The following is a 19,875-nucleotide window of genomic DNA, read 5'->3' on the forward strand; positions in this document are numbered from 1 at the left end:
TTAATAATAATTGTTTATTTTAAGAAACTACGGTAGTTTAATGAATTGGAAAGAACAAATTAAAAACAAATTAAAAGAACAAAAAAATTTACAATTATGGCGTAATCGTACAATAGTAGAAAATAATAATACACGTTTTTTAACCATTAAAGGAAAGCGTTACTATAATTTTTCAAGTAATGATTATTTAGGATTTAGTCAAAATAAAAAAATTATTCATGCTTGGAAAAAAGGTAGCCTAATTACAGGAGTAGGTGCATCTGCATCTACTCATATGATTGGGTATAGTTATTTACATGCAGAATTAGAAAAAAAAATAGCTAAATGGTTAGGATATTCGCGTGCTTTATTATTTAATTCGGGATATTCTGCTAATCAAGCTGTTATTCAACTATTGATGAAAAAATCAGATTGTATATTAGCAGATAAACGAATACATGCTTCTTTTTTAGAAGCGGCAAAAAATAGTCAAGCTAAATTATATCGTTTTTTACATAATGATGTGAATAGTTTAGAAAAATTAATTCAAAAAAACAATAATACAAATAATACTTTAATAATTACTGAAGGATTATTTAGTATGGATGGAGATTATTCTCCACTAAAAGATATAGTAAAAAAAATAAAAAATAAAGAATGGTTATTAGTTGATGATGCACATGGAATTGGAATAATTGGAAAACAAGGAAGAGGTAGTTGTTTTTTACAAAAAGTAAAACCTGAATTACAAATTATTACTTTTGGAAAAGCGTTTGGGCTTAGTGGAGCAGCCTTATTATGCGATAACGATGTCGCAGATTATTTCTTACAGTTCTCGAGACATTTAATATATAGTACAGCTATTTCTCCAGCACATGTATATACATTATTAAAGTCATTATCTATGATAAAAAAAAGCGGTAGTTTACGTAAAAAACTTTACAATAACATTCATTTTTTTAAAAATATGCTAAAAAAATTACCAATAAAATTATATGGATATGATAGTCCTATTCAGCCTTTAATAATAGGAAAAAAAGATAAAACAATTCAGTTAGCATCTATTTTAAGATCTTTAGATTGCTGGGTTACACCAATATTACCACCTACTGTTCCTGAAAAAACATCTCGTTTACGTATTACAATTACTGCTGCTCACAAAAAAAAAGATATCTTACATCTAATTAAGGCATTACATTATGCAACAAAATTTTGATAAATTAGCTATTGCAAAATCATTTGATCGTGTAGCTAATTCATATAATGAATATGCAAAGTTACAAAAGAAAACTGGAGATACATTATGGAAATTTAAACCAAAAATTTCAGGAAAAAATATTCTTGATGCTGGTTGTGGTACTGGATTATATAGCAAAAAATGGTTAAGTATTGGTAATAAAGTTATAGCACTTGATATATCTAAAAAAATGTTATTAAAAGCGCGTCAGTTAAAAACTGCTGATTATTATCTAATTGGAGATATTGATTTTTTACCGATTACTACTAGTAGTATTGATTTGATATGGAGTAATTTATCAATACAATGGAGTTATAGTTTTCAAAATGTCTTACAAGAATTTATGCGTGTTGCTAAACCACAAGGATATATAATGTTTTCTACCTTAATTGATGGTTCTTTAAAAGAAATGAAAAACGCTTGGAAAAAATTAAATAGAAATTATCATACTAATAATTTTACTAAAAAATGTACAATAATTAATTCATGTGCTAATTTAAATACTTTTTTTCAATATCAAAAAATTGTTTTTTATTTTTCTACGCCTTTAGATGCGATGAAATCTATAAAAAATGTTGGTGCTACATATCTTTATAAAAAAAATTATGTTTTTCTTACTAAAAAAAGAATTAATGATTTAAAAAAATATTGGGCGTATGATAGTTTTGGATATCGTCTAAGTTATTATATAATATATGGTTTAATTAAAAAAAAATGAAATGTTATTTAGTTACGGGAACAGACACATCAGTTGGAAAAACGTTTATTAGTGGAATACTATTAAATTTAGCTAGTTCTATGGGATATAAAACGGCTGGATTTAAACCTATCGCTTCAGGTATTAAAAAAAAAAAGGGGGGTAAAATATATAATTCAGATGTATTATTTTTAAAAAAAAATAGCTCAATTGAATTAACGGAAAAAGAAGTTAATGTTTTTTCTTTTACAGAAGAAACATCTCCTTACATTGCAAGTATAATAAATAATAGAAAAATTTCTACTAAAACTATTTCAAAACATTTTAATTTTTTAAAAAAAAAAGCAAATTTAATAATAATAGAAGGTGTCGGTGGATGGTATACTCCTATCACAAAAACAAAAACTTTTGCTGATTGGGTAAAAACTGAAAATTTACCAATTATATTAATAGTATATCTAAAAACTGGATGTATAAATCATGCTATTTTAACTAAAAAAGCTATTAAAAATGATAATTTAAATTTAGTAGGATGGATTGCTAATAATTTCCAAAAAAAAAAACTCTATCATAAAGAATACCTTATAGATTTAAAGAAAAGATTATTGCCTACAAAACTATTAGGAATAGTTCCGTTTTTAAAAAACAAAAAAAATATAGCAGAAAATATTAAATATATTAATTTTCAGTTTAAATAGATAATTTTTTAACAATTAAAATGTGTTATTAATAGGTAATCGTGGATACACATTAATTTTTAAATTTTTAACAGTACGTTGTTTTTTAAATGTTCCAGCATAAGCTATCATAGCTGCGTTGTCTGTACAGAATTCTTTACGAGGGTAAAATACATAACCACCACGATCAGACATCATTTTTTTCATTTTTTTACGTAATTTATGATTAGCGCTAACTCCTCCAGAAATAACTAAATTTGATAATCCTGTTATATTTAAAGCTCTTTCAGATTTTATTATTAAAGTATCTATAATAGCATCTTCAAATGCACATGCTATATCTGCATATGTTTGTTGATCATGAGTATTAATTTTTTTAAAAGATTGCATAACCGCAGTTTTAAGACCAGAAAAACTTAATTCTAACCCAGATTTATTAGTCATAGGACGAGGAAAAAAAAACCGTTTAGGATTACCATTTTTTGCTAATTTTGATAACAAAGATCCACCTGGATAATTTAATCCTAATAATTTAGCAATTTTATCAAATACTTCACCAACGGCATCGTCTAAAGATTCACTAAGTAACAAATATTGACCATAATTTTTTGCAAGAATAAGTTGCGTATGACCACCAGACACTAATAACGCTAAAAAAGGAAAAGATGGTTTTTTTTTTTCTAACATTGGTGATAATATATGTCCTTCTATATGATTAATAGGAATTGACTGAATGTTCCAGGCAAAAGATAAAGCATTTGCAAAAGTAGCACCAACTAATAAAGATCCAACTAAACCTGGGCCTGCAGTATAAGCAATAGCGTCTATTTTACTAATATCAAAATTAATATCTTTTAAAGTTTTTTTCATTAAAAAAATTATTTTTTTTATATGATCTCTTGATGCTAACTCGGGAACAACACCACCATATTTATTATGAATTTTTTTTTGACTATAAAGATTATTTGATATAATACCAACATTATCGTCATAAACAGCAATACCTGTTTCATCGCAAGATGTTTCAATTCCTAAAATTTGCATAACTCATATTTTTAGTCATATATTTACTTTTTTAAAATTATACTATATAAGTTCTTAATTGAATATTTAATTTCAATATTTGTTTTAAAGTTATTTTTAATAAAAAAATACCAATTTATTATATATAGGAAAAAAAATGCCAATCATCAAAATACGTGAACACGAACAATTCGAAGTTGCTTTACGACGGTTTAAACGAGCTTGTGAAAAAGCAGGAATTTTAGCAGAAGTTCGTCGACGTGAATTCTATGAGAAACCTACGACTGAACGTAAAAGAGCTAAAGCATCAGCAATAAAAAGACATATAAAAAAATTAGCTCGAGATAATACAAAAAGAACAAGATTATATTAATAATATATTACGTAATAAAGAAATAATTGAGGATATAATAAAATTTTAACAAACAATATATTTTTTATATATACGTTATCGATATGGCTAAAAGAATTTTAAGCTCATTTATTAATGATTTAATTTCTCAAACGAATATTATAGATTTAATAAAGAACAAAATTCCAATAAATAAAAAAGGAAAAAATTTTTTAGCGTGTTGTCCTTTTCATGATGATAAAAACCCTTCTTTTACTGTTAATGAAGATAAACAATTTTATTATTGTTTTGGATGTGGTGTACATGGAAACGTTATTGATTTTTTAATGTTATATGAACATATTAATTTTGTTGAAGCTATTCAAGAACTAGCTAGCATACAAGGAAAATCAGTAATTTATGAAAAAAACAATGATTTTTATAATAAACAACTTGAAGAACGTCAAAAACTTTATGAATTAATGGAAAAAGTCAAAAATTTTTATCAACTTTTTCTTATAAAGAATAAATCACATCATGCTTATAGATATCTTGAAACACGTGGCATTAATAAAAAAAGTATTCAAACGTTTTCTATTGGTTATGCTCCTGAAAATTGGAATCATATAAGACATTTTTTAAAATTAAACATAGAAGAATGCAATTTACTAGTAAAAACAGGAGTTTTAATAAAAAATAAAAAAAATCAATATTATGAACGTTTTAGAAACAGAATTATGTTTCCATTAAGAGATCAATATGGAAAAATCATAGGTTTTGGTGGTCGTGTAATTAACAAGAATTTTCCAAAATATTTAAATTCTCCAGAAACCTGTATTTTTCATAAAAAGGAACAGTTATATGGTTTTTTTGAACAAAAAACAAATTACATAAAAAAAAATTGTTTAATAATTGTGGAAGGATACTTTGATGTTATAAGTTTAAATCAATTTGGAATAAATTACTCTGTTGCGTCTTTAGGAACTTCGATTACAGTAAACCATATTCAAAATATTTTTAAAGTTGTAGACAAAGTTATTTGTTGTTATGATGGAGATTTTGCTGGAAAGAAAGCAGCTTGGAGATTATTAACGTTAGCTTTATCTTATATTAGAAATACTAAACAAATGTATTTTGTTTTTTTGCCACTTGGTCAAGATCCCGATAGTCTTATACATCAAGAAGGAAATAAAATTTTTAAAAAAAGAATTAAACAAGCTATTCCTTTAACAAAATTCTTTTTTGATTCGTTATTATCAAAAATAGACTTGAGTACGGATGAAGGAAAAATGCGTTTAAGTACATTAGCTCAACCTTTAATTGATCAAGTACAATCAAAAACATTATATAATTTGTTATATCAAACGTTAAAAAATAAACTGGGTATTTTTGATGAAAATAAACTTAATACCTTAAATATCAAAAAAAATTATGAAAAAAAAATTAAAGAGAATTCTGATATTAAATCTAATACTATACGTTTATTAGTAGCTTTATTAATACAGAATCCATATTTATCAAAAATAGTTCCATCATTAAATATAATTGATACTTCAAAAATTGTTGGTTTATCTTTATTTATGCAAATAGTAAAACATTGTAAAGATAATGATAATTTAAAAACAGCTAATTTATTAGAACTATATCGTCAAACAAATTTAAAAAAAACTATTGAAAAACTTTCTATTTATGATCATATGATTGATAAAAAAAAAATAAAAACTGTGTTTCAAGATTCATTAGTAAACATTTTACATTTATTAATTAATCGTCATCTTGAGATTTTAATTGCTAATGATCGAAAATATGGTTTAAATGCATCTGATAAACAAAAATTTTGGGTTTTAAAACAAATGCTATTAAACAACAAAATTAAAAATTGGATTACAAAAGATTCAAAAAATTTATTGAAAAATAATAGTTATATAGATTTATTATAAAATAAATATTGATTTTTTTTTTTATAGATATATTAATAAAAAATTAATCCTTTGATTAAAAAGGAGTTCTAAAAAAGCATATTTTAAAAAATAAATTTAAAAAATTACTAAAAAATCACCACTATTTATTTTAAAAGACATTACAATTTTATGAATAAATATACAATTTAAACTAATTAACAGAAATGTGGGATTATTTCTTATGGAACAAAACCCGCAATCAAAATTTAAAATGCTTGTTTCTCGTGGAAAAGAACAAGGTTATTTGACTTATGCAGAAGTTAATGATCATCTTCCTGATGATATTGTACACTCTGATCAAATTTCAGACATTGTTCAAATGATTAATGATATGGGAATTCAGGTTTTAGAAGATGCACCTAATTCTGATGATTTAATGTTAAACGAAAATAACACAGAAACTTCTGATGAAGATGCAGCTGAAGTAGCGGCTCAAGTATTGTCTAGTGTTGAATCAGAAATTGGACGAACAACAGATCCTGTACGCATGTATATGAGAGAAATGGGTACTGTAGAATTATTAACTCGTGAAGGAGAAATAGATATTGCAAAAAGAATTGAAGATGGTATTAATCAAGTTCAATGTTCCGTTGCTGAATATCCTGAAGCAATTACCTATTTATTGAATCAATATGAAAAAGTGCAATTAGGAGAATCAAAATTATCTGATTTAATTATTGGTTTCGTTGATTCTAATATTCCTCAAAATTTAAATTCTATAAACGGAAAAATCATTACAGAGATTTCTGAAGAAGATAATATTAATGAAAATTCAGATGAAAACGATGAAGAAGATAATTCTATTGATCCAGAATTAGCAAGAGAAAAGTTTCTTGAATTACGTAATTATTATGAAATTGCATGTGATTGTATTAAAAAAAAGGGACGTAATCACGTTGATGCTTTATCAGCTATTCAAGATTTATCTAATATTTTTAAGCAATTCAGATTAATTCCAAAACAATTTGATTATTTAGTAAATAATATGCGTAAAATGATGGATAGAGTACGTTTTCAAGAACGTATTATAATGAAATTATGCATTGAAAAAAGTAAAATGCCAAAAAAAATTTTTATTAATTCATTTACAGGTAATGAAACAAACTTAAGTTGGTTTAAAAGTGCACTAGAAATGAATGAATCTTGGTCAAAAAAACTATATGAAGTAAAAAAAGATATGCATTTTTGCTTAGAAAAATTAATTCAAATTGAAAAAGAAACTGGTTTAACTATTAATCAAGTTAGAGATATAAATCGAAGAATGTCTATTGGTGAAGCCAAAGCTAAAAGAGCAAAAAAAGAAATGGTAGAAGCTAATTTACGTTTGGTTATATCTATTGCTAAAAAATATACAAATAGAGGACTACAGTTTTTAGATTTAATTCAGGAAGGTAATATTGGTTTAATGAAAGCAGTAGATAAATTTGAGTATCGACGTGGATATAAATTTTCTACATATGCAACATGGTGGATTAGACAAGCAATTACAAGATCAATTGCTGATCAAGCAAGAACTATACGTATTCCTGTACATATGATTGAAACAATTAATAAACTAAATCGTATTTCTCGACAAATTTTGCAAGAAATAGGAAGAGAACCAACTCCTGAAGAATTAGCAGAAAAAATGCTAATGCCAGAAGAAAAAATTCGTCGAGTTTTAAAAATTGCAAAAGAACCAATATCTATGGAAACACCAGTTGGTGAGGATGAAGATTCACATTTAGGTGACTTTATTGAAGATACAACACTTGATTTACCTTTAGATTCAGCTACTTCTGAAAATTTAAAATCTGCAACACATGACATTCTATCAGGATTAACAGCAAGGGAAGCAAAAGTTTTACGAATGCGTTTTGGAATTGATATGAGCACCGATCATACTTTAGAAGAAGTTGGAAAACAGTTTGATGTTACAAGAGAGAGAATTCGACAAATAGAAGCAAAGGCTTTAAGAAAACTTCGACATCCAAGTCGATCAGAGTTACTTAGAAGTTTTTTGGATGATTAATTTTTAACTAAAAAATAAAACCTCGCTTTTTTTTTGAAAAAGAGGTTTTATTTTTTAGTCTTTTCTTATTATTATTTTGCTTTATTTACGGTCTCCAGTTATTTTTAATACTGTTAAAAATAGATTTATAAAATCAAGATATAATCTTAATGCTCCATAAATAGAGTAACGACGTATGCTACTAGGATCCTGAAAATCAACTTCTTCGCTAATTTTTTTCAAGAGTTGAGTATCATAAGCAATTAATACTATAAAAACAACAACACTTACATAATTAATAATTAAATATAATATTGAATTTTTTAAAAAGATGTTAGTAATTGAAGCTATAATTATTCCTGTTAGAGCCATAATTAATGTATTGCTAAATCGTCCAAGATTACTTTTTGTTGTATATCCATAAATACTCGTTACACCAAACATACTAGCAGTAATAAAGAAAGCATTAGCAATATCATAGTAGTGATAAGCAGAAAAAATACTAGTAATAGTAACTCCAGTAATGAAAGAATAAAACATAAACCCAGCAGTAAGCAATGTACTATTTAATTTCGTAATAAAGCTAGATAATATAATAAAAGTAATCAGTTGAACAATAACAAGTGAAATTATAATATAAGGATGAGTGTAAACAATTTGTAAAAAGGACGAATACTTTGCTAAATAAAATGATACAAAAGCAGTAAGCAATAAACCACAAGTCATCCATCCATATACTTGATTTAAATAAACTTTTAAGTTTGAAGAAGTATTTTGTTCTATTATAGAATCTTTTATTATTTGTTTGAAGTTCATGTAATTTTTCCTTGTTCAATAAAATTTTAAACAATTAATTTTATATCAATAATATATAATTTTTATTCTCAATATTAAATATAAAAAAATTATTGAATACATAGTAATACTTGCGTAGTTACTTTATTTATGATAATAAATGAAATAAAATTCTAGTGAAGAATATCTTAAATAAGATTATATATTTTAGTACACTTATTTTATAATAAATTTGTAACACAATCTTTAGGATTGTGTTCATATAAATAAGATAAACATTAATTTTTTATAACTTTTTAACATATTAAAGATAAAAATGGATATAATATTTATTGAAGAACTTGTTGTGTTTGCTAAAATTGGTATATATGCATGGGAAAAAAAAATTCAACAAAAACTTATATTAGATATTAAAATTTCGTGGCGTAAAAACGAATTAGATAGAAAATATATTAATTATTCACATATTGTTTCAAAAATTTTAATTTATATTGCTAATAAAAAATTTTCTTTAATAGAAAGTTTTGCAGAAGAAATAGCTGCATTATTAATGCAGTCTTTTAAAATTTTAGGAGTATGTATAAAAGTTAGAAAACCAAATGCAATAATTCAAGCAAAAAACGCCGGTATTCGTATAAAACGAGGTATTTTTTAAATTTTTTTTAATTTTCAATTATAACTATAGCAAAAACGTACAAAGAATCATCAGTTAATGTAACATGAATTGACTTAACACCTAGACTTTTTGCTAGTTTTTTTGCTTCTAAAAAAAAATTTAACTTAGGTTTTCCTAGTTTATCATGAAACAACTCAAATTGCTTAAAACTAATATTATTTTTTATACCGGTTCCCAACGCTTTCGATGCAGCTTCTTTTACTGCAAAACGTTTAGCTAAGAATGATATTAGTTTATTTTTCTTATTTTTATATTCTTTTAATTCATTCTCATGAAGAATACGATTAGCTAATCTAGAATTGTATTTTTTAATTAAGTAAGCAATTCTATTAATTTCTATTAAATCACTACCTATGCCAATAATAGTCATGTATTTCTTGCTTCTTTCATTAAATATTTCATATCTTTTACAGCATTATGTAATCCATGAAAAATAGCACGTGAAATAATTGAGTGTCCAATATTTAACTCATTAATTTCTTTTATTTTTGCAATAGCACATACGTTATGATAATCCAGACCATGACCTGCATTGACTACTAATCCTAATTTTTTTGCATAAATTGCCATGTCTTGAAGTTTTTTTAGTTCTTTTATTTCTTTTTTTTGTATAATTTTTTGAGCATAACTACCTGTATGTAACTCAATAATAGAAGCTCCGACACTAACAGCAGCTTCAATTTGTTCAAATGTTGGTTCAATGAAAAGAGAAGTTTTAATATTTAACTTATTAAATTCTTTTATAGCACTAATAATTCTTTTTTTATGAATAAGAATATTTAATCCACCTTCAGTAGTTAGTTCATTACGTTTTTCAGGAACTAAGCAACAAAAATCAGGTTTTACTTGATAAGCAATATTTAAAATTCTTTCATTTAAAGAAAGTTCTAAATTCATTTTTGTTTGAATAGTATCACGTAATAAAAAAACATCTCTTTGAGAGATATGACGTTCATCTTCGCGTAAATGTAAAGTTATACTATCCGCTCCTGCTTGTTCTACAATATATGCAGCTTGTATTGGATCAGGATAACTTGTTTTTCTAGCATTTCTTAATGTAGCAACATGGTCTATGTTGACTCCTAATAATAAATTTTGCATAAAATCGTTCCTGTCTATATACAATAATAAATATTATGTTTTTTTAAATTCTTTTGATTGAACCCAAAGATCTAAATACACTTTTTTCTTTAAAAAAAATTCTATATCTTTTCTTGCTGCTTTGCTAATTAATTTTATAACATTTGCATGTTCTCCAATGATGATTTTTTTTTGTCTATTTTTTTTAATCCAAATAGTACTGTTAATGTAAAAAATATCTTGTTTATTCTTAAAAAGAAATGAATTTATTTTTATATTAACTAAATAAGGTAACTCTTTATTTAAAAAACGCATTATTTTTTCACGAATAATTTCCGAAATAAAGTGTTTTTTTGTTTGATGAATAACATTATTTCCAGAAAATAAACGTTTTTTTATAGATAAATACTTACAGATTCTATTAAATAATAAGGATATATTATCATTTTTTTTTGCTGAAACAGGAATAATATCATTTTTACTTTTTTTAGATAAATATTTAATAAACGGTAATAATTTAGTTTTATCATGAATTTTATCAATTTTATTAATTACTAAAATAGTAGGAATATCAGTATGATTTAAAGTATCAAACATATTTTCATCTTCTTCAGTCCAAATTGTTTTTTCAATGATGAAAAGAATTAAGTTTACTTCATTAAATGAAGTATCTGTTTTTTTTTTTAATAAAAAATTTGTGTCCATATATTTTTTATTAAAAAAACCTGGTGTATCAATATATATTGATTGATATACATTTTTATTATAAATACCTATTACTGGTTTTTGAGTTGTATGTATTTTATGTGAAGTAATAGATATTTTTTTTCCTATTAATCGATTAAACAAAGTAGACTTACCAACATTAGATCGACCTACTATTAAAACGAAACCACATTGACATAATTTTTCATTCATTTTAAACCTAACTTTGTTAACACTTTTTCAGCAGCATTTTGTTCTGCTTTTCTTCTACTAGAACCAACACCGTTAATTGGATAATTTATTTTACTAATTTTACAATTAATTGTAAATTTTTGATCATGAGGTTCTCCAGAAATTTCTGCAACTGAATATGAAGGTAAAGGAAGATATTCTCCCTGAAGATATTCTTGTAATCTAGTTTTTGGATCTTTTTGTGTATCACCAGGAACTACTGTCTCTAAACGATTTTTATACCAAATTAAAATAAGTTGCTCAATGATTTTAATATCAGCATTTTTATCTAAAAAAATACTGCCTATTAAAGCTTCAAAAGCATTAGCTAAAATTGATTCTCTATATAATCCCCCACTTTTTAATTCTCCAATTCCTAGACGTAAAAATTTACTTAAGGAAAATTCACGTGCTATTTCTGCTAAAGTGCTACCACAAACTAAAGATGATCTCATGCGACTCATATTACCTTCATTTATGTAAGGAAATCTATCATATAAAGTTTTGGTTATTACATAATTTAAAATTGAATCACCAAGGAACTCAAGACGTTCATTATGCTTACTACAAGCACTACGATGAGTTAGTGCTTGTAGCAATAATGATTGATGATTAAAAGTATATCCAATTTTTTTTTGAAGACTATTTATCAGAATAGAATTCATGTTAACATACCTCTTTTCCTACTTTTGAACATTTTTATAGAAAAAATGTTTACTAAAATTAGTAATTATTTACTATTTTAATAAATTCGTCCAAGACGATTTAAACGAATTCCTGTTGGAAATTTTTTATCTTGTTTTTTAAAACTCATCCAAATGGTAACAGCTTTGCCAATTAAATTTTTTTCTGGCACAAAACCCCAATAACGACTGTCAAAACTATCATCACGATTATCTCCCATTACAAAATATTGTTTATCTGGTACAATCCAAGTAGTGATTTTTTTTGTTTGTTGATTACTATAAATTTTCTTTAAATCATCTGTCTGTGGATTTAATAACAAAATATTATGATTAATATTTTTATTTATCTTTTCTTTTTTTAAAGAAACATCAAAAAATTTTTTTAAATTTTGAAATTGAGGAGATTCATAAAAATCTTTTAATTTTTCATTATTTTTCTTTTGATTGAGATTATTCTCATTTTTTATATCATAATATTTGATAGGTATTTGACAAAATTTACCATCTGCACTATTTTTTCTTAAAATAGTTAGTTCTTTTTTTTCATTGTCATAAATTATTTTGTCACCAGGTATACCGATTACACGTTTTATATAGTTACTTCGTTTGTCTGTGGGAGATTGAAAAACAACAATATCTCCTCGTTTTGGATGTCCGGTTTTTATTATTGTTTTATTAAAAATTGGATCTTTAATTCCATATAAATATTTTTTAACAAATATAAAATCTCCCACTAACAATGTAGGCATCATAGAACCAGATGGTATTTGAAAAGGTTCAAAAAAAAATGAACGTATAATAAGTACAGTAATTAAAACTGGAAAAAATGATCCAATTGATTTAATTGTAATTAACCCGCTGTTTTTTTCTGGTTGAAGAAAAATTTTTGATTTAACAAAATTTATGCCCCAAAATATACCTGTTAACAATGTTAAAATTGTTAAAATAATAGAAAATGTATAAATCATAAATTTTTCCTTAATTTTTATTAATATGTAAAATACTTAAGAAAGCCGTTTTAGGAATCTCTACATTACCTATTTTTTTCATGCGTTTTTTTCCTTCTTTTTGTTTTTGTAATAATTTTTTTTTACGAGTAACATCTCCACCGTAACATTTAGCTAATACATTTTTACGTAATTGTTTTATAGTAGATCGAGCAATAATATTTTTATGTACTGCTGCTTGGATAACAATATCAAATTGTTGACGTGGAATTAAATTCTTCATTTTTTCAACAATTTTTTTTGCTCGATATCGCATGTTTGAACGATGAGAAATAATTGATAAAGCATCAACTTTAATAGAATTGATTAAAATATCTAAACGTATTAGATCTGCTTTTTGAAAATTTTTAAACTGATAATCTAAAGAAGCATATCCATGCGAAAAAGATTTAAGCTTATCAAAAAAATCAACAATAATTTCTGCCATTGGAATATTATAAATTAATGCGACTTGATTATCATAATATTTTATATCTTTTTGAATACCTCTTCTTTCAATACACAATTGAATAATTTTTCCCAAATGCTTTTTTGGAAAAAGCATGTAACATTCAGCAATGGGTTCTTTAAAATATTTAATATAATTTATTGATGGTAATTTAGATGGATTATCTATATATATAATTTTTTCTTGTAAAGTTTTTATTTCATATACTACTGTTGGATTAGTAACAATTAAGTTTAAATTATATTCTCTTTCTAATCTTTCTTGAATTATTTCCATATGTAACAAACCTAAAAATCCACATCTAAATCCAAAACCTAATGCTTCTGATACTTCTTTTTCATAAAAAAGTGATGAATCATTTAAACAAAGTTTTTCTAAAGAACATTGCAATAATTTATAATCTTCAGAAGAAACAGGAAAAATTGAAGAATAAACTTGAGGTTTTATCTTTTGAAATCCAATCAATGCAGTTTTTGCTGGATTTTTTAAATGAGTAATTGTATCTCCGACTGGTGCTCCATGAATATCTTTTATCGAACAAATAATCCATCCTACTTCTCCACAACTAAGTTGTTTACAAGTAATTTTTTTAGGTGTAAAAATTCCTAATTTTTCTGCAGTATAAATTTTTTTTGTACTCATAATTTTTATTTTGTCGCCTTGTTTTAAGCATCCATTTTTTATTCGAAGTAACAGAACTACTCCTGAATAATTATTAAACCAAGAATCAATAATCAAAGCTTGTAAAGGATTATGAGGATCGCCTAAAGGCATAGGAATATTTTTTACTATTTTTTCTAAAATATCACGAATACCAATACCTGTTTTTGCAGAACATTTAATTGTATTTGTTACATCAATTCCTATGATATTAGAAATATCTTTAATTACACGTTCAGGATCTGAAGATAACAAATCAATTTTATTTACAACCGGTATTACAACTAAATCCATTTCTATTGCTGTATAACAATTTGCTAACGTTTGTGCTTCAACACCTTGACTAGAATCTACAATTAATAATGCACCTTCACAAGCAGACAAAGAACGAGAGACTTCATATGAAAAATCAACATGACCAGGAGTATCAATTAAATTCAGCTGATATTTAGAGCCATCTAATGACTTATAAAATAAAGTAACACTTTGTGCTTTTATAGTAATACCTCTTTCTCTTTCAATATCCATAGAATCTAGAATTTGTGAAACACCTTTTATAGAATTATCTATACCGTTACATAATTGTATAATACGATCAGATAACGTTGATTTTCCATGGTCAACATGTGCAATAATAGAAAAGTTTCTTATATACTTCATAAACATGCATTTCTTTAAGTAAAAAATTTTTATTTAATTATATATTTTTTTGTAGTTTTATAGTAAATATTTATTATTATAAATAAACTATTTACTACACTCTACATTCAATGTAATGAACAATTTATTAAAAATTGACTATTTATTAATAACACAGTTTTCTTCTTTATTTAATTTAAGAGTTAATATAATAGTAAAAAATAAAGTAATACTAAATTTAAAATTTTCTTTGTGTATTTATTAAAAGATGAACTGTTTTTTATAAAAATAATGTTGAATCAATATAACAACCAAGAGATAAGAGATTTTTTTTGTGATCTAGCATGCAATTTAATAATACTAATAGAAATATTTGCGATATAATATGTGGATAAAAGCGATATTACCAACATCATAATTCCTAAAAAATTGCTAGTAATATTATAAAAAATGTTAGCAATTTTTCAAAAAAATCGTTAATTTTAAAGGAATTAATAGTTTTTTTTGACTAAATTCATAAATAGTTTTGCTAATATTGGATGAAATCAAATAACTAAGTAAACAAAATAAAGATAAAAACATCACTTTTTAAAAAGTACTAATTATAGACTATATAATTAACTATTACTTATATAATTAAATAATTTAAAAAAAGATCCTATTAATACAATTTTTCTAAAAAAAGTAAGAACAAATTTTTTTTAAAGATAAAGATATAAAAATATAAAAAAATTTTTATTTTTCATATAGTTAATTTAAAAATTTTAAATTACAGTGAAATCTTTAAAACAAAAACAAAACCAAAAAAGACAATATATTAATTATAATAAAAGCAATTATCTAAGATAAAATATCAATTAAAAAATTAATTAAAATATAACTAATAATTTTTTAAATAAAATTACTGCTAATATATAATCTTATAAAAAATAGTAAAGTATTGGAATTATAAAATAGATTACACTTATTGCTGTTAAATTAAATTATTACAACCCTACAACACTTCTCATTAATAAAGTATGATTGTATTTTTATGTTATTATTATAATGATCGTAAAGAAAGATATAAACATTAAAAAAGCAGCTATCCTTTATTTTCATTCAATAAAATTAAAAATTGATCTTGTTATTAAAGGTCTAATAGTTATAAACTAATAAAACTAAAGTAGCTTTTTACAAAAGTAAAATAAAATTTTTAAAAAAATTAAAAAAACTGCTTATATACAATAAATTAAAACAAAATCTGTCATATCTACAAGAAAAATTAATAACGTTATAAGTATAAATTTGATGATTTTTTTTAAATTATGTTGATCAACGCTCAAGAAGTATTAATGTATTTATTTATTTCATTTTTGAATAACATGTTTATCCAAAAGTTTGTAAAAATTTTTTGTAAAAAATAGTTTTTATCAATTATCATAACCATATTTCTTAATCTTTGCTTTCAATATCCAAATCTAATTAGTTCTTTAATATTAATTAAAAATGCAGTACAATTCGATGAAAAATTCATTTTTATAAAAAAATATTAATAAATATTTATTTATAAAAATGAATTAATCTCAAAAAATCTTATCCCCCCATAGGAATTTTATGTCTCAGTTAATTCAATTAAATAAAATGAATAAAAGATTTCGTGGTTTTTATCCTGTAGTTGTTGATATTGAAACAGCGGGATTTAATGAAACTACAGATGCTTTATTAGAAATTGGAATTATAACATTAAAAATGGATGAAGAAGGATGGTTACACTGTAAAAAAATGTTACATTTTCATATAAAACCTTTTAAAGGAGCGTCTTTACAATCAGAAGCTTTATCTTTTACTGGTATTGATCCATATAATCCTTTTCGTAGCGCTATTCAAGAATATGATGCACTTAACAAAATTTTTGCAATGGTACAACAAGAAATTGATAAAAATCAATGTAACCGAGCTATAATAGTAGCTCATAATGCAGCATTTGATCATAAGTTTTTAATGGCTGCTACTCAGCGTAGTGAAATAAAAAACAATCCTTTTCATCCTTTTTCAACTTTTGATACAGCTGCATTAAGTGGTTTAGTTTTTGGGCAAACAGTGCTTTCAAAAGCATGTTTAGCAGCTGGAATAAACTTTGATAATAATAAAGCACATTCAGCATTGTATGACACACAACAAACAGCTAATCTTTTTTGTGTATTAGTAAATAAATGGAAAAGATTAGGAGGATGGCCATTATTAAAAAACGATACGTATAATAAAAGTAATAAAGTCAGTGACTGATCATATCAAATTTTATTGATTTTTTTATTTTTTTTTTCTACAGCGTTTCTAATTATTTCTTGTAATGTCCCTTTGCGAAACATTTCTAACATTATATCACATCCTCCAATTAGTTTTCCATTAACCCACAGCTGAGGAAAAGTTGGCCATTTTGCATAGTGAGGTAATGATTTTCGAATATCTGTATTTTTTAATACATCAATATATTTAAAATTTTTAATGCAAGTTGATAATATTTTTATTGCTTGAGCAGAAAATCCACAACTTGGTGAATTTGGAGAACCTTTCATATAAATTAAAACAGGATAACTTAAAATTTGTGATTCAATTTTTTTAAAAATAAGATTCATAAAATTTTTCTCTACTCTTCAAGAATGTTTTTTTTAAATTTTAATGATATTATATCATCTTACATAATAAATAGTTAAAATTCATTAAAAAGACTTTTTTGAGCATATATAAACTAAGAATTATGTTAATTCAAGATTTATTTTTTGTATAAAATTTCTCACTAATTTAATTGTTTATAAAAACGATATGTTTAAAGCAAAAACTTTTATAAAAAGAAGAAAAACTTTATTTAATCATATGCAGAGAAATAGTGCTGCTTTGATTTTTTCTGCTTCTACTATGATACGTAGCAATGACACACATTATTCATTTCGCCAAAACAGTGACTTTTGGTATTTAACTGGATTTAATGAACCAAATTCTTTATTACTTTTAATAAAAAATAAAAATTATAGTATATTATTTAATCGTGATTATAACTATTTAGAAAAAATTTATTTCGGAAATTGTTTAGGTCAATCAGCTTTAGATTTAACTGGAGTAAACCAAGTTATTTCATGGAATCTTATTAATGATACATTATATCAATTTTTAAGTGGTTTAGATGTTATATATCATGCAACAGGATTATTTTCTCAAGCAGATCAAATATTATTTGATACGTTAAAAAAAATAGAAAAATTCAAATTAAAAACACCTACTAAAATTTTTGATTGTAGATCATGGATACATCAAATGCGTGTAATTAAAAGTAAAGAAGAAATAAAAATTTTACGTCATGCTGCAAAAATTAGTACAAAAGCACATCAAATAGCTATGATTAAATGTCGGCCAGGACTTTTTGAATATCATTTAGAAGGAATCATTCATTATCAATTTAATAAAAGAGGAGCACGTTTTCAATCATACAGTACTATTGTAGCTTCAGGAAACAATGCGTGCATTTTACATTATGATGAAAATAAAAATAAATTAAAATCAGGAGATTTAGTATTAGTAGACGCAGGATGTGAATATTATGGATATGCAAGCGATATTACGCGTACTTATCCTACTAATGGTAAATTTAATTTTGTACAATTATCTATTTATAAAATAGTTTTGTCTGCTCTTTATAAAGCACTTTCAATGTTTCGTCCAAATGTTACTGTCAAAAGTATTAATAATGCAGTAATTAAGGTTATAGTTACTGGATTAATAAAGTTAGGAATTTTAAATGGTAACATCAATTCTTTAATAAGAAATCATGATTATCGCGAATTTTATATGCATAATATTAGTCATTTTATTGGATTAGATGTTCATGATGTTTATAGTAATAATCTTAATAAACAAGACTATATTTTAAAACCTGGTATGGTATTAACGGTAGAACCAGGTATTTATATTAATTTTAATAAAAAAGTACCAAAAGAATATCAAGGGATAGGTATTAGAATTGAAGATACAATATTAATTAACGAAAGTGGTTATGAAAACTTTACGTCTGATCTTTTAAAAGATCCAATAAATATTGAGAATATTATGTGTTAATATACTTATATTTAAAATTATATATTGAATCATTTCAAAAAAAGTAGTTATATGTTAAAGTTTTTACTGATATTTAATATTTATAAAAATATCTTAAAAATATTTTATACTCATCTAAAAAAATATAGAAAAACATTATATTTAATTAATCTTTTTAAAAAATTTTACAAAAAATTGCATTATTTAATTTATATCCTCTTTTCTTCAAAGAAATAAACAATTTTTATTTACTTTTTTTAAGAATAATTTTTTTATGTTTGTTTTATTATTAATAATTTTTTAGAGAAATTAAATAAAAATATTTTCTAAAAAAGTATAACTATAAAAAGGGGTTGAAACTATATAATCATACCCCATATCGGCTTAAACAAATCAAAATAAATTAGATGCATATAACAGGTTTTTAAATAAAATAAGGAACTTTTTGTGACAACAATAATTAGTGTACGAAGAGAAGACCACATTGCTCTTGGAGGCGATGGCCAAGCTACACTAGGCGAAATAGTAATGAAAAATAACGTAAATAAAGTTCGTCGTTTATATGATGACAAAGTTATTGCTGGTTTTGCAGGAGGTACCGCTGATGCTTTTACATTATTTGAATTATTTGAAAAAAAATTAGATATTCATAAAGGACAATTAACAAAAGCAGCAGTAGAATTAGCTAAAGAATGGCGTACTGATAGAATGTTACGTCGTTTAGAAGCATTACTGGCAGTTTCTGACAAATCTGCATCTTTAATTATCAGTGGAAACGGTGATGTAATACAACCCGAAAATAATCTCCTTGCTATTGGTTCTGGTGGACCTTATGCGAAATCTGCTGCTCGTGCTTTATTGGAAAATACTGCATTAAATGCTCGTGAAATTGTCGAAAAATCATTAAAAATTGCAGCTGATATTTGTATATATACTAATTATAATGTAAATATTGAAGAACTAATACTCTAAGAGCACAAGG

General features: G+C 24.5%; 19 protein-coding genes. 10 read left to right on the forward strand and 9 right to left on the reverse strand.

Going from position 1 to position 19,875, the window contains the following annotated elements:
* Window positions 1-40 precede the first annotated feature (40 nt).
* From TGUWTKB_RS01995 to bioD, 3 genes are read left to right on the forward strand one after another with little or no spacing between them, the layout of a single operon-like run.
* On the forward strand, window positions 41-1,195 hold the full coding sequence (locus TGUWTKB_RS01995; protein ID WP_041063062.1) for an aminotransferase class I/II-fold pyridoxal phosphate-dependent enzyme: 1,155 nt from the start codon (window positions 41-43) through the stop codon (window positions 1,193-1,195).
* A complete protein-coding gene (gene bioC / locus TGUWTKB_RS02000; protein ID WP_041063065.1) occupies window positions 1,179-1,934 on the forward strand; it encodes a malonyl-ACP O-methyltransferase BioC in 756 nt (251 codons plus the stop codon). Before TGUWTKB_RS01995 ends, bioC begins: the two co-directional genes overlap by 17 nt.
* Window positions 1,931-2,611: a dethiobiotin synthase gene (gene bioD / locus TGUWTKB_RS02005; protein WP_041063067.1), complete on the forward strand. Its 681-nt coding sequence runs from the start codon at window positions 1,931-1,933 to the stop codon at window positions 2,609-2,611. The genes bioC and bioD overlap by 4 nt, the downstream gene beginning before the upstream one ends.
* A gap of 15 nt (window positions 2,612-2,626) precedes the next feature.
* Here the strand turns inward: bioD and tsaD are convergent, their stop codons facing one another.
* A complete protein-coding gene (gene tsaD, locus TGUWTKB_RS02010; protein WP_041063069.1) occupies window positions 2,627-3,634 on the reverse strand; it encodes a tRNA (adenosine(37)-N6)-threonylcarbamoyltransferase complex transferase subunit TsaD in 1,008 nt (335 codons plus the stop codon).
* A gap of 136 nt (window positions 3,635-3,770) precedes the next feature.
* On the opposite strand from tsaD, the gene rpsU reads away from it, so the two are divergent.
* The 3 genes from rpsU (at window position 3,771) to rpoD (ending at window position 7,916) form a co-directional block, all read left to right on the forward strand.
* Window positions 3,771-3,986 (forward strand): 30S ribosomal protein S21, encoded by a 216-nt coding sequence (gene rpsU, locus TGUWTKB_RS02015; protein WP_041063071.1) that lies wholly within the window; start codon window positions 3,771-3,773, stop codon window positions 3,984-3,986.
* An 83-nt stretch (window positions 3,987-4,069) separates the two neighbouring features.
* On the forward strand, window positions 4,070-5,884 hold the full coding sequence (gene dnaG, locus TGUWTKB_RS02020; protein WP_052459555.1) for a DNA primase: 1,815 nt from the start codon (window positions 4,070-4,072) through the stop codon (window positions 5,882-5,884).
* A gap of 202 nt (window positions 5,885-6,086) precedes the next feature.
* Complete coding sequence (gene rpoD, locus TGUWTKB_RS02025; protein ID WP_041063073.1) at window positions 6,087-7,916, forward strand: RNA polymerase sigma factor RpoD; 1,830 nt, start codon at window positions 6,087-6,089, stop codon at window positions 7,914-7,916.
* 81 nt (window positions 7,917-7,997) lie between these two features.
* Here the strand turns inward: rpoD and TGUWTKB_RS02030 are convergent, their stop codons facing one another.
* On the reverse strand, window positions 7,998-8,711 hold the full coding sequence (locus TGUWTKB_RS02030; protein WP_041063075.1) for a Bax inhibitor-1/YccA family protein: 714 nt from the start codon (window positions 8,709-8,711) through the stop codon (window positions 7,998-8,000).
* 295 nt (window positions 8,712-9,006) lie between these two features.
* Between TGUWTKB_RS02030 and folB the strand changes: the two genes are divergently transcribed.
* Window positions 9,007-9,345 (forward strand): dihydroneopterin aldolase, encoded by a 339-nt coding sequence (folB, locus tag TGUWTKB_RS02035; RefSeq protein ID WP_041063077.1) that lies wholly within the window; start codon window positions 9,007-9,009, stop codon window positions 9,343-9,345.
* Window positions 9,346-9,352: 7 nt separating this feature from the next.
* Here the strand turns inward: folB and acpS are convergent, their stop codons facing one another.
* From acpS to lepA, 6 genes are all read right to left on the reverse strand, one after another.
* Window positions 9,353-9,736 carry a holo-ACP synthase gene (acpS, locus tag TGUWTKB_RS02040; RefSeq protein ID WP_041063079.1) on the reverse strand — a complete coding sequence of 128 codons (384 nt, stop codon included), beginning with the start codon at window positions 9,734-9,736 and terminating at the stop codon, window positions 9,353-9,355.
* The gene (pdxJ, locus tag TGUWTKB_RS02045; RefSeq protein ID WP_041063081.1) at window positions 9,733-10,467 is read right to left on the reverse strand and encodes a pyridoxine 5'-phosphate synthase; all 735 of its coding nucleotides are present in this window, start codon (window positions 10,465-10,467) and stop codon (window positions 9,733-9,735) included. Before pdxJ ends, acpS begins: the two co-directional genes overlap by 4 nt.
* Window positions 10,468-10,500: 33 nt before the next feature.
* Window positions 10,501-11,364 (reverse strand): GTPase Era, encoded by an 864-nt coding sequence (era, locus tag TGUWTKB_RS02050; RefSeq protein WP_052459556.1) that lies wholly within the window; start codon window positions 11,362-11,364, stop codon window positions 10,501-10,503.
* Window positions 11,361-12,047: a ribonuclease III gene (gene rnc, locus TGUWTKB_RS02055; protein ID WP_041063083.1), complete on the reverse strand. Its 687-nt coding sequence runs from the start codon at window positions 12,045-12,047 to the stop codon at window positions 11,361-11,363. The genes era and rnc overlap by 4 nt, the downstream gene beginning before the upstream one ends.
* Before the next feature lie 77 nt (window positions 12,048-12,124).
* A complete protein-coding gene (gene lepB, locus TGUWTKB_RS02060; protein ID WP_041063085.1) occupies window positions 12,125-13,036 on the reverse strand; it encodes a signal peptidase I in 912 nt (303 codons plus the stop codon).
* Between the two features lie 10 nt (window positions 13,037-13,046).
* Window positions 13,047-14,843: a translation elongation factor 4 gene (lepA, locus tag TGUWTKB_RS02065; RefSeq protein ID WP_041063087.1), complete on the reverse strand. Its 1,797-nt coding sequence runs from the start codon at window positions 14,841-14,843 to the stop codon at window positions 13,047-13,049.
* Between the two features lie 1,575 nt (window positions 14,844-16,418).
* On the opposite strand from lepA, the gene rnt reads away from it, so the two are divergent.
* Window positions 16,419-17,090 (forward strand): ribonuclease T, encoded by a 672-nt coding sequence (rnt, locus tag TGUWTKB_RS02070; protein WP_041063090.1) that lies wholly within the window; start codon window positions 16,419-16,421, stop codon window positions 17,088-17,090.
* A gap of 5 nt (window positions 17,091-17,095) precedes the next feature.
* Here rnt and grxD read toward each other — a convergent pair whose 3' ends face one another.
* Window positions 17,096-17,440: a Grx4 family monothiol glutaredoxin gene (gene grxD / locus TGUWTKB_RS02075; protein ID WP_041063093.1), complete on the reverse strand. Its 345-nt coding sequence runs from the start codon at window positions 17,438-17,440 to the stop codon at window positions 17,096-17,098.
* A gap of 187 nt (window positions 17,441-17,627) precedes the next feature.
* Here grxD and pepP point away from each other — a divergent pair, with 187 nt between their 5' ends.
* Together pepP and hslV are read left to right on the forward strand one after the other, a co-directional pair.
* Window positions 17,628-18,914 (forward strand): Xaa-Pro aminopeptidase, encoded by a 1,287-nt coding sequence (gene pepP / locus TGUWTKB_RS02080; RefSeq protein WP_041063096.1) that lies wholly within the window; start codon window positions 17,628-17,630, stop codon window positions 18,912-18,914.
* 426 nt (window positions 18,915-19,340) lie between these two features.
* Window positions 19,341-19,865 carry an ATP-dependent protease subunit HslV gene (gene hslV / locus TGUWTKB_RS02085; RefSeq protein ID WP_041063099.1) on the forward strand — a complete coding sequence of 175 codons (525 nt, stop codon included), beginning with the start codon at window positions 19,341-19,343 and terminating at the stop codon, window positions 19,863-19,865.
* The last annotated feature ends 10 nt before the right edge of the window (window positions 19,866-19,875 follow it).

The sequence above is a fragment of the Candidatus Tachikawaea gelatinosa genome (assembly GCF_000828815.1).
GTDB lineage: Bacteria > Pseudomonadota > Gammaproteobacteria > Enterobacterales > Enterobacteriaceae > Tachikawaea > Tachikawaea gelatinosa.